This is a genomic window from Streptomyces sp. NPDC050549, assembly GCF_040655035.1.
Lineage (GTDB): Bacteria > Actinomycetota > Actinomycetes > Streptomycetales > Streptomycetaceae > Streptomyces.
The window spans coordinates 123,430-133,713 of sequence record NZ_JBFAJD010000027.1 but is presented as its reverse complement, the minus strand read 5'-3'; the positions used below and the strand labels follow the sequence as shown (position 1 = coordinate 133,713).

The following is a 10,284-nucleotide window of genomic DNA, read 5'->3' as shown; positions in this document are numbered from 1 at the left end:
TCGGCCGCAGCAGGCTCTCGGCGCCGTAGACGCCGTAGACGTCGAACCCCTGCCCCAGGGCGTTCGCCTGGGACAGGAACGGCAGATCCTGGACGATCGGTTCAGTGGTCACGAATTCCCCCGGAATGAGGCGCGCGGACGGCACGGGATCTGCCCGCACCGGCCCTTGGCGCGCGGCGGCTTGTGGCCGCCAGGGGAAGGAGCCGCCGCCAATCCCGCTGATACAGCCGGCTTCGGGAAAGACCGCCGGCCGCCCGGCCACACGGACGCCGGCGACAGCCCCGTGAGTGCTGCGCCCACCTGGGGAGATGACTCGGGCAGAGGGCGTCCCCGTCCCGTGCCGACTACGGCAGATGACCGGCCGCAGACGCACCCGGGGTTACGCACCAGATACGTCCACGACACCGGCTACGGCAGGACAAACAGGCCCATCCCACGTATGCACGCGGCCGAGGATCAGGTCATGACCAAGCATGCGCCTGGCCACGTCCGCGCCGGCTTCGTGCACGCATCGCAGGCACCCCGAGGGCGGACGGCCAACGAGCTGCCGCCCCTTCGGCGTTGCGCACACTCGGCGCCGGGAGACAGACCCGCAGCCGGACTCCGCAGCCGGATGCAAGAATGCGCCCCTTGGATGAAGAGCGTGTCGGCTCACGGCGGAGCACGAACGCCACCGGGACGGGGGCCCTATGAGTCTGGCCATGTGCCCACTGTGCAGCGAAGACGAGGACATCGAGGTGGTCCGTTCCCTCGACGACGGACGCCGGGTGGTGAGGCACCGGTGCGGCTACGAATGGGAACACGGGGAGCCCGCTTCGCCGCAGAAGCGGCTGTCCCATTCCTTCGACGACCTCAAGACCCGCTTCCCGAAACCCGAGGATGTCGAAGGCGAGCGGCCGAAGCGTGCCACCCGGCTCAAGGCGCAGTTCCTCGCCACCAGGCCCGGCTTCGAACCCGAGGTCGCGACCTACTGGGCGAAGTACCAGAAGATCTTCTCCCCGGACGGGCTGCGGACATGCGACACCAGGGCCCTCAAGGACTTCGCCAACTCCGACATCGGAGCCCATCCCGGTAACCAGGCCACCTTCAACTCCGCCTGGAACGCCATGGGTGACGCGGCGGCCGGCGAGTCGACCCGTCAGACCATCGAGTACCTCCTGCACGGCCCCGCCGAGATACCGCTCGCGGACCGGCTCCAGCACCTGCTGACGGGTGCGAAGCCGTTCGCCATGACCGGTTTCAAGGAAGCTCTCCTCACACGGGTTCTCTGCGTGGTGCAGCCCGATCGCTTCCTGTCGATCCTCAAGTACACGACAGATGCGGGCGGCAAGCGCGAGATCGCGCGGCTGGTCTACGGGCTGGAGCTACCGGCGCCCGAGACGGTGAACTGGACTCTCGGACGGCTCATCCTGTGGAGCAACGACCTCCTGCACACCCTGGTCGGTGACGGCTTCGCCAACCAGCAGCACGCCGCCGCGTTCCTGTGGTGGGCCAAGGACCAACACAGCGAGCTTCGGTGAGCGTGCCACAACGGCAACGCGCCTGGCGCTGCGCGTTCGCCCAGCGTGATCCTTCTGGGATGTCCGCGTAGTCATCCAGCGCGAGTTGACAGAGGGCGGACGCACGCCGCCGCCCTCTTCCTCTCTTCCCGCAGTCGCCGAGGTTGACGATTACGGATCCCGTCACGGCCGGGGAGAGGGCGGCCCGATGCGTCACGCGGTGGTCAGTCAGCAGCGGGCGCAGACCGCCCGTCCGCCAGGACGTGACCACCCTGTTTCCCGCCCGGCGTCCAGCCGCCGCGGCTCCTGCGGCGACAGCGCTTCCGACCAGGAGCGATGCCATGACGTCGTGAGGGTAGTGCGCCCCCAGGTACACGCGGCTGAAGCCTTCCAACAGCGCGAAGACCGCGGCGATCGCGGCGAGTCGGCGGTCAACGAAGAGGAGCGCGGCGGCGGTCGCCGCCGCGACCGTGGAGTGCCCGCTGGGGCAGGCGTAGTCGCTCGGTGCCGGGCACGCCTCGACGATGTAGGCGTGCGGGAGCGACCGGCAGGGCCGAAGCCCTGTTGTTTGACCAGGGAGTCGGCGTCGGCCTTGACGACGTACACCTCCCAGGGTTCCTGGCCGGGGCCGTGGGTCAGACCTTGTCCTGGAGGGCGTAGCAGCAGATGGTGTCGTTCTCCACATGGGTGGCCGGGCCGGCCTCGCGCAGGCAGGTGGTGGCGGCATGGACGGCTTCGGTCGTTCCGACCGCGACGCCGAGGTGATCCATACGGGTCGCTTCGCCTGCGATGCCTTCGATCAGCACGAGCTTGAGCGGGGGCTCGGTGATGGCGAAGTTGGCGGAGCCGTCACGGAGCTTGGGCCGGCTCGGTACCGAAGAGTTTCGTGTAGAAGGCGACGGACTCGGCGAGGTCGGGGACGCGGAGCGCGAGCTGTACGCGGGACGTCTCGGCGAACCTCCTGGGGTGGGCGGGGAGTTCAGCAGCCGTCGGAAGTGATGGCAGAGGCGCCGATGCCGATCTGGAGGGTGGCGGGGGCGACGCAGCAGGCACCGGGCTGCTCGGCGTTCGCCGGTTCGTCGAAGAGACCCGCGCCGCCGCAGACCCCGGTCTCCGGCAGGGTGAGCTCGACCCGCTCGGCGGCCTCCTGGTCGCCGGCAATCGCCGCGGTGATCGAGCGGACCTGCTCGTAGCCGGTCATGGCGAGGAAGGTCGGTGCGCGGCCGTAGGACTTCATGCCGACCAGGTAGATGCCCTGTTCGGGGTGGGAGAGCTCATTGACGCCGTGCGGGTAGACCGTGCCGCACGAGTGGACGTTAGGGTCGATCAGCGGGGCGAGTGCGGTCGGGGCCTGGAGGCGCTCGTCGAGACCGAGCCGGACCTCGGACAGGAAGGACAGGTCGGGGCGGAGGCCGGTCAGGACGATGATCTCGTCGACCGGATCGAGGCGGCGGCCGTCTTCCGCGACGAGGACGAGCCGGTCACCGTCCCGTTCCACAGCCTCGGTGCGGAAGCCGGTGACCGCGCTCGCGCGGCCGGCCTCGACAGCGGCCTTCGCGCGCAGACCCAGAGCCCCGCGCGCGGGCAGCTGGTCGGCTTCGCCGCCGCCATAGGTGTTCGCGCCGATGCCTTGGCGCAGGACCCACACCGCGTGCGCCCCGCTCCCTTCCTCTTTCCCGGCCAGGTCGGCGAGGAAGGCGAGGGCGGTGAAAGCGGAGGCGCCGGAGCCGACGACAGCAATGCGCTTGCCCGCGTAACGGAGGCGTACCGTGGGGTCCTTCAGGTCCGGGACGCGGTAGGAGATGCGGTCGGCGGCGGCCTTCTCGCCGAGGGCGGGCAGGCCGTCCGCGCCGACGGGGCTCGGGGTGGACCACGTTCCGGAGGCGTCGATGACGGCGCGGGCGGCGATCCGTTCCTCGGCACCGTCGGCGGACCGGACGTGCACCGTGAACGGAAGCGCGGCGCGGCCCGCGTCGACGATGCGGTCACGACCCGCTCGGGCGACGCCGGTCACCGTGGCGCCGTAGCGGACCTTGCCGCCCAGGGCGTCGGCGAGCGGCTGGAGGTAGCGCTCGGCCCAGTCGCCGCCGGTCGGGTAGGCCGAGCCGTCGGGGCGGACCCAGCCGGCCGGGGCGAGCAGCTTCTCGGCGGCCGGGGCGATGACCTCTCCCCAAGTGGAGAACAGCCTCACGTGCGACCACTCGCGTACGGCGCTGCCCGCGGCGGAGCCGGCTTCCAGGACGAGCGGCTCGATGCCGCGCTCAATGAGGTGGGCTGCGGCGGCCAGGCCGATCGGCCCGGCTCCGATGACCACGACGGGCAGCTGGTCGGTGGTGGACACGCTCACTGGGTTCCCCTTTGCTTCGACATCCGTCGATGGCTTGCGCGGCCAGAATGACACCTGACTCGACAAGCGTCGACATAGACATTCATCGAACCTGAAGGGCCTGCAGAGCGGTCAACGTCACAGTTGCCAGGGTCGGCGAGTCGGAGCCGGCCGCCGCACACTTCCTTCGCCCGATGGGACGAGAGCCGGAGGCGTCGTAGCGGGCGGACGGGTCACGGCCGCCCGCCGCGACGATCCGACACCGTTCTCTTCGGGCCTCGCACAGTCACCCACCCTCGAGGCTCTACACCCCTCACCCCGCTGGTTCGACGTGTGTCAACATAGACGTATGTCGAATGCCAAGGTGCTGCCGCTGCTGGAACCCGCCCCCGGCGAGACTGCGGCGCCGTGCTGCCCGCCGCTCACCGAGCGCCCGTTCACCGCGAAGGAGGCGGAGAGGGCTTCGCGGATGTTCAAGGCGCTTGGCGATCCGGTGCGGTTGCGGCTGTTCTCCGCGGTGGCCTCGCACGAGGGCGGCGAGGCGTGTGTGTGCGACATCTCCGACGTGGGCGTGTCCCAGCCGACCGTGTCCCACCACCTGAAGAAGCTCAAGGAGGCCGGGCTCCTCACCTCCGAGCGCCGCGGCACCTGGGTCTACTACCGCGTCGAGCCGTCCGTGCTGGCCACCATGGGCAGACTGCTGGCCATCCCGCCGGCCGCGGTCCGATGAGGATCAGGGTCGTTGCGCGCCGCCGTAGTCCTGCGATCAGCCGACCTGGAAACGGCCGAAGGCCCCGCTGCCTTCCGCGTCAGGGGTGCCGAGCGGGGAGCATGAGAACGGAGTGGCCCGGCGCCGCGGGCTGAGCCGACGGGAGACGGGAGACGTAGCCCATGAGCGCTCGGGCCCGTCGGTATGCGTCCGGGGGGCGCCGCCGTGGCCCTGCACGACGCCGGCATGCGGGTCCTGCTCGTCAGCACCGCCCCGTCGTCCGACCTGGGTGATCTGCCCGGTACTGCCGTCGGCCCGGTTCCGGGCGCGGTGCAGGACCTGCGTCGGGCAGGCCCTGCTCGGAGAGTTCGGCGTGGACGAGACAGACGGCGGCTCCGCACTGAGCGCAGACGCCGACTGCGGCGACCCGCACCCCGAGGCCGGAGCAGTCCATGCAGTGCGTCAGCCCTCCTGCGGTGCGAGCGTGAGCTGCTGGGCCGTGCTGAACTTCCGCCGCCAGGCCAGGGAGACGTACACGAGGGCGACCAGGACGGGGACCTCGATCAGCGGGCCGACGACGCCGGACAGTGCCTGGCCGGAGGTGACGCCGAAGGTGGCGATGGCGACCGCGATGGCGAGCTCGAAGTTGTTGCCGGCCGCGGTGAAAGCGAGGGTCGCCGTGCGGTCGTAGGCCAGGCCGATGACCTTGCCGAGGGCGAAGGTGCCGAACCACATCACCGCGAAGTACACCAGCAGCGGCAGCGCGATGCGGGCCACGTCCAGCGGCTGCGAGGTGATCGTCTTCCCCTGCAGGGCGAAGAGGATGACGATCGTGAAGAGCAGGCCGTACAGCGCCCACGGGCCGATCTTCGGCAGGAAGCCCGTCTCGTACCTCTCGCGGCCGAGCTTCTTCTCGCCGATGCGGCGGGTGAGGAAGCCGCCCAGCAGCGGGATGCCGAGGAAGATGACGACGTTCAGGGCGATCTTCCACATCGAGATGTCCAGGTGCTGCCCGTCGCCCAGGCCCAGCCAGCCGGGCAGCAGGTCGAGGTAGAACCAGCCCAGCAGCCCGAACGCCAGTACCTGGAAGACCGAGTTGAGGGCGACCAGGACGGCGGCTGCCTCGCGGTCACCGCAGGCCAGGTCGTTCCAGATGATGACCATGGCGATGCAGCGGGCGAGCCCGACGATGATCAGCCCGGTGCGGTACTCCGGCAGGTCCGGCAGGAAGATCCAGGCCAGCGCGAACATCACCGCCGGGCCGACGAGCCAGTTGATGACCAGCGACGAGACCATGAGCCTGCGGTCGCCGGTGACGGCGTCGAGCTTGTCGTAGCGGACCTTGGCCAGCACCGGGTACATCATGATCAGCAGGCCGACGGCGATCGGCAGGGAGATGCCGCCGATCTCGACCTTGGCGAGGGCGTCGTTCAGGCCGGGGATGGCCCGGCCGAGGCCGAGGCCGACGGCCATGGCGGCCAGGATCCAGACGGCGAGGAAACGGTCGAGCGTCGACAGCTTCGCGACGACCGAGGGTTCCTCAGCGGTCGCGGATGCTTCGGTGCGGGTCACGGGCAGGCCCTCTTGTTCTCGGCGGCATTGCGAGCGGACTCGGCCAGGTCGGCGAACTGGCCGGCGAGCTGGGTGAGGACGTCAGGGCGCAGCTTGTAGTACGTGTACCTGCCGCACGGCTCCGTCTCTACGACACCGGCCTCGCGCAGCACTCTCAGGTGGTTGGAGAGGTTGGTCTGCTTCGCACCGGTCTCCTCGATGAGGTGAGTGCTGCAGAGCGTCTCCCGGGCGAGCAGGGTGACGATCCGGAGGCGGAGCGGGTCCGCGAGAACCCGCATCAGATCAGTGTCGACTGACGTCATCATGGACTGATACTGTCACATCATCCCGAGCTGATACCAGTTGGGGCTGATCTATGGGATCCGCATCCCCACGCCCGTGGGGGGATTACCGACCCGAAGGGGATTTCCGTGACCGCGTCCCCACCCCCTGTCCTGCCCGACGAACGCCTCGCGTCCGGCATCGCCCGCCTCGCCCTGCGCTACCGCGGGCGTTTCTCGCCCGAGACCATCCAGCGCCTGGTCATCGACTCCTACGAGCACCTCGCCGAGCACGCCCGCATCCGTACCCACCTGGTCGTGCTGGCCGAACACTTGGCCACCGAACGGCTCGACGCGCTCGCCCACATCGAGGGCGCACCGGGCAGCAGCCTGCCGCGCGTGCTGTTCGTCTGCAGCCACAACGCAGGACGCTCCCAGATGGCCGCCGCCCTGCTCACACACCGCGCGGGCGGGCACGTGGTCGCCTCCTCGGCAGGCACGCAACCGGCCGCCGAGGTCGAGCCGGCCGTCGCGCAGGTGCTGACCGAAGCCGGGGTCGACTTCACGGACGCGTTCCCCAAGCCGCTGACCGACGAGATTGTGCAGGCCGCGGACATCGTCGTCACCATGGGCTGCGGGGATGCTTGCCCCGTACTTCCGGGCCGTCGATATCTGGACTGGCCGGTCACCGACCCCGAGGGTGCCCCGCTCGTCGTCGTGCGCGGCATCCGCGACGAGATCGACGGCCGCATCACCGAGTTGCTCGCCTCGCTGCCGAGCAGCTGAACCCGACTCCCGCACCACCCTCCTGATCTACTGACGAAGGAAGAACCGATGTCCTCCAGCCCGCTTGCCTCCGTGCTGTTCGTCTGCGTCCACAACGCCGGGCGCTCGCAGATGGCCGCCGGATTCCTCACCCACCTCGCGGGCGACCGGATCGAGGTCCGCTCCGCCGGCTCCATCCCGGGCGACCAGGTCAACCCCTCCGCGATCGAGGCCATGAAGGAGGTCGGCATCGACATCGCCGACGCCAAGCCGAAGATCCTCACCACCGAGGCCGTCCAGGCGTCCGACTACGTCATCACCATGGGCTGCGGCGACGCTTGCCCGATCTTTCCCGGCAAGAAGTACCTCGACTGGGCCCTGGAGGACCCGGCGGGCAAGGGCGTGGAGGCCGTCCGCCCGATCCGGGACGAGATCAGGACCCGTATCGAGGCCCTGATCGCCGAGATCGACGCCCAGCAGGAGGCGTGACCTCCGTGACGGATAACGGGATACGCGAGGTCGTCGTCATCGGCTCCGGCCCCGCGGGATACACCGCCGCCCTCTACGCGGCCCGCGCCGAGCTCAAGCCGCTCGTCTTCGGCGGCGCGATCTTCGTCGGCGGGGCGCTCACCACGACCACCGAGGTCGAGATTTCCCCGGCTTCCCCGAGGGCGTCGACGGCCCGGACTTGATGGCGAACATGCGCGCCCAGGCCGAGACGTTCGGCGCGGAGATGGTCGACGACGACATCGTCGGAGTCGACCTCACCGGGGACGTCAAGACCGTCACCGACACCGCGGGCACCGTGCACCTCGCGAAGACGGTGATCGTGGCGACCGGCTCCGGCTACCGCAAGCTCGGTCTTCCCAAGGAGGAGGAGCTGTCCGGCCGGGGCGTGTCCTGGTGCGCCACCTGCGACGGCTTCTTCTTCCGCGACCGCGACATCGTCGTGGTCGGCGGTGGCGACACCGCCATGGAGGAGGCCACGTTCCTCACCCGCTTCGCCAAGTCCGTGACCGTCGTGCACCGGCGCTCCGCCCTGCGCGCTTCCCAGGTCATGCAGAACCGCGCCTTCGCCGACGACAAGATTTCCTTCGCCTTCGACAGCGAGATCGCGGAGATCAAGGAAGCGGACGGCAAGCTGGCCGGGCTCGTGCTGCGCGACGTCTTCACCGGCAAGACCCGCGATCTGGACGTCACCGGCCTGTTCATCGCGATCGGCCGCGACCCCCGTACCGAACTCTTCGCGGGTCAGCTGGAGTTGGACGACGCGGGCTATCTGAAGGTGCACTCGCCCTCGACCCGTACGAACATCCCGGGCGTCTTCGCCGCCGGCGACGTCGTCGACCACACCTACCGCCAGGCCATCACCGCCGCCGCCAGCGGCTGCCAGGCCGCCCTCGACGCCGAGCGGTACCTCGCAGCCCTGGGGGACACCGGTACGGGAGAGACCCCAACTGAGGGCGCGCCGGTCGCGGCCGCCGTCTGACGCCCCACCGGAGGGTGCGGCCACCCGGTGCGGCCGGCGCCGCCAACCGGCCCCCTCCGGAGGCGATCGCCGCCGAGCACGGCGACAGCGTCTGCGGGGACGGCGAGTTCGTGCAGACCGTCGTGCGCGCCAACCTCAAGGCCGTCCCCGGAGCGCGAGCTCGCCGACCAACTCGCCTGTTGTCATGACGGTGGGGGCCCAGCGCCCCCATCGTGCCCGTGCTTTTCTGCTCCCAGGGAGGTATCCCGGCGGACGGCCGGGAAATGAACGTCGGCGACGCTCCACGGCCCCGTGAGCCGACTCCCCCGGGACGCGGTCATCGTGACGGTGGCCGGCACATACTCGAACTCTTCCATCTGCGGCATCTCGTACGCAGCCGTCCCACACACCTCAATGGGCCATACGGCCAAAGGAACTTGGGGCCGGACGGCCCCGCCCCAGGGCCCTGCGCCTCTCCCGCAGCACCCCGGGCCGACGGAGCATCGAAGTGTCACTTCAACGTTCGTTGAAGTGACACCGGAGGTGTCCGATGGACGGTGCCGCGCTCGCCATGGTGGGCGGACTGCTCGTGCTGTCCGTGGTGTCCGGGATGCTCGGTCTGGGCGTCGCGTTCGCCGCGGTGCCGTTCCTGGCGATGTTCATGTCAAACCTGGTGGACCAGGTGCAGCCGCTGAGCCTGCTGCTCAACGGCATCACCGCACTGTTCGCCGCGTTCGGTTTCGCCCGCAGCGGCCTGATCGACTGGCACCGCGCGCTCGGCCTGGCCGCGGTCACCACCGCCTTCGCCCCGCTCGCGCACGTGATCGAGCCCGGGGCGATCTGGGCGGTCTATCTGGCCGGCGTCGGCTACCTCGCCTACCGCCTCTTCCGCCCGGTCAAGGAGCGTCCCGGCTGGGAGAACTACCGTGCTGTGCTGGCCTGGGCGGTCCCCATCTCGGTGCTCTCCGGCCTGCTCGGCGTCGGCCCCGGCTTTCTGCTCATGCCGACCCTGATCCTGGCCGGCTTCGAGACCAAGAAGGCCGCCGCGATCAACGCGGTCGCCGTCACGCCACCGTCGTTCTCCGCCCTGCTTCCGCACCTGTCCACCGCCCAGTGGGACGGCGGCCTCACCCTCGCCCTGCTCGCGGTCGGCGCCGTCGGCGCCTTCGCCGGAGCCCGGCTGACCAGCCTCTATGTGCCCGGGCAGCGCATCAAGCAGCTGTTCGGCGTGCTCATCGTCGTCATGACCGCCTACAAGATCATCACGCTGCTGGTGTGAACCACTGAACCATTCGCAGCACCGCTTACAACCGGAAAGGACGTGGGGCCGTGCCCAAGACGGTGATCCACATCTTCCATGCCGACCAGGACTCCCTGGCCACCGGAGCCCACGTGGCCGAACGCGTCCGTCAGGTCGCCGCCGACCGCGGCATCCAGCTGGAGGTCTACCTGTTCGGCCCCGCCGAACACGCCCTGCTCGACGCCGCCAACACCGACTTCAACAGCCAGATCGACGCCCTCATCGAGCACGGCGTCCCGGTCAGGACTTGCCTGAACATCGCCGCCGCGGCCGGCGCCGCCGACCAGCTGGCCCAGCGCGGCATCCAACTCGAATTCGCCCGCGACGCCTTCGCCCGCTACGGACAGGAAGCCGCCGCAGTCATCTCGTTCTGACCCCCGCACCC

General features: G+C 69.8%; 10 protein-coding genes and 2 pseudogenes. 7 read left to right on the top strand and 5 right to left on the bottom strand.

The features are described from left to right. Positions 1-689: 689 nt before the first annotated feature. Entirely contained in the window at positions 690-1,520 is an 831-nt protein-coding gene (locus AB0I51_RS32505; protein WP_362981333.1) for a hypothetical protein, read from the top strand. Here AB0I51_RS32505 and AB0I51_RS32500 read toward each other — a convergent pair. The 3 genes and pseudogenes from AB0I51_RS32500 to AB0I51_RS32490 all read right to left on the bottom strand — a co-directional run bounded on the left by AB0I51_RS32500 (position 1,405) and on the right by AB0I51_RS32490 (position 3,846). After that, complete coding sequence (locus AB0I51_RS32500) at positions 1,405-2,025, bottom strand: phosphatase PAP2 family protein (RefSeq protein ID WP_362981348.1); 621 nt, start codon at positions 2,023-2,025, stop codon at positions 1,405-1,407. The two genes, AB0I51_RS32505 and AB0I51_RS32500, sit on opposite strands and share 116 nt — an antisense overlap. A gap of 41 nt (positions 2,026-2,066) precedes the next feature. Then, a pseudogene (locus AB0I51_RS32495) lies at positions 2,067-2,504 on the bottom strand (ArsI/CadI family heavy metal resistance metalloenzyme); the annotation flags it as partial. Beyond that, entirely contained in the window at positions 2,479-3,846 is a 1,368-nt protein-coding gene (locus tag AB0I51_RS32490) for an NAD(P)-binding domain-containing protein (RefSeq protein ID WP_362981331.1), read from the bottom strand. The gene AB0I51_RS32490 and the pseudogene AB0I51_RS32495, both read right to left, overlap by 26 nt. 328 nt (positions 3,847-4,174) lie before the next feature. On the opposite strand from AB0I51_RS32490, the gene AB0I51_RS32485 reads away from it, so the two are divergent. Continuing rightward, positions 4,175-4,555, top strand: a complete 381-nt coding sequence (locus AB0I51_RS32485; protein WP_362981329.1) for a metalloregulator ArsR/SmtB family transcription factor — start codon at positions 4,175-4,177, stop codon at positions 4,553-4,555. Positions 4,556-4,996: 441 nt separating this feature from the next. Here the strand turns inward: AB0I51_RS32485 and arsB are convergent, their stop codons facing one another. Both arsB and AB0I51_RS32475 read right to left on the bottom strand, forming a co-directional pair. Further along, complete coding sequence (arsB, locus tag AB0I51_RS32480; RefSeq protein WP_362981327.1) at positions 4,997-6,106, bottom strand: ACR3 family arsenite efflux transporter; 1,110 nt, start codon at positions 6,104-6,106, stop codon at positions 4,997-4,999. After that, a complete protein-coding gene (locus tag AB0I51_RS32475) occupies positions 6,103-6,411 on the bottom strand; it encodes a metalloregulator ArsR/SmtB family transcription factor (RefSeq protein WP_362981325.1) in 309 nt (102 codons plus the stop codon). The genes arsB and AB0I51_RS32475 overlap by 4 nt, the downstream gene beginning before the upstream one ends. Positions 6,412-6,516: 105 nt before the next feature. On the opposite strand from AB0I51_RS32475, the gene AB0I51_RS32470 reads away from it, so the two are divergent. The 5 genes and pseudogenes from AB0I51_RS32470 (at position 6,517) to AB0I51_RS32450 (ending at position 10,273) form a co-directional block, all read left to right on the top strand. Beyond that, positions 6,517-7,152, top strand: a complete 636-nt coding sequence (locus AB0I51_RS32470; RefSeq protein ID WP_362981323.1) for an arsenate reductase ArsC — start codon at positions 6,517-6,519, stop codon at positions 7,150-7,152. A 48-nt stretch (positions 7,153-7,200) separates the two neighbouring features. Next, positions 7,201-7,620, top strand: coding sequence for an arsenate reductase ArsC (locus AB0I51_RS32465; protein ID WP_362981321.1), 420 nt, complete (start codon positions 7,201-7,203; stop codon positions 7,618-7,620). Continuing rightward, positions 7,617-8,620: pseudogene (gene trxB / locus AB0I51_RS32460) on the top strand (thioredoxin-disulfide reductase). Before AB0I51_RS32465 ends, trxB begins: the two are co-directional and overlap by 4 nt. 529 nt (positions 8,621-9,149) lie before the next feature. Beyond that, positions 9,150-9,878 carry a sulfite exporter TauE/SafE family protein gene (locus AB0I51_RS32455; RefSeq protein WP_362981319.1) on the top strand — a complete coding sequence of 243 codons (729 nt, stop codon included), beginning with the start codon at positions 9,150-9,152 and terminating at the stop codon, positions 9,876-9,878. A gap of 50 nt (positions 9,879-9,928) precedes the next feature. Further along, on the top strand, positions 9,929-10,273 hold the full coding sequence (locus AB0I51_RS32450; RefSeq protein WP_362981317.1) for a hypothetical protein: 345 nt from the start codon (positions 9,929-9,931) through the stop codon (positions 10,271-10,273). The last annotated feature ends 11 nt before the right edge of the window (positions 10,274-10,284 follow it).

Bases quoted from the DNA above. Each gene is read 5' to 3' on its own strand.
- AB0I51_RS32455 (WP_362981319.1), top strand. From the start codon at position 9,150: ATGGACGGTGCCGCGCTCGCCATGGTGGGCGGACTGCTCGTGCTGTCC.
- AB0I51_RS32475 (WP_362981325.1), bottom strand. From the start codon at position 6,411: ATGATGACGTCAGTCGACACTGATCTGATGCGGGTTCTCGCGGACCCG.
- AB0I51_RS32505 (WP_362981333.1), top strand. From the start codon at position 690: ATGAGTCTGGCCATGTGCCCACTGTGCAGCGAAGACGAGGACATCGAG.
- AB0I51_RS32465 (WP_362981321.1), top strand. From the start codon at position 7,201: ATGTCCTCCAGCCCGCTTGCCTCCGTGCTGTTCGTCTGCGTCCACAAC.
- AB0I51_RS32485 (WP_362981329.1), top strand. From the start codon at position 4,175: ATGTCGAATGCCAAGGTGCTGCCGCTGCTGGAACCCGCCCCCGGCGAG.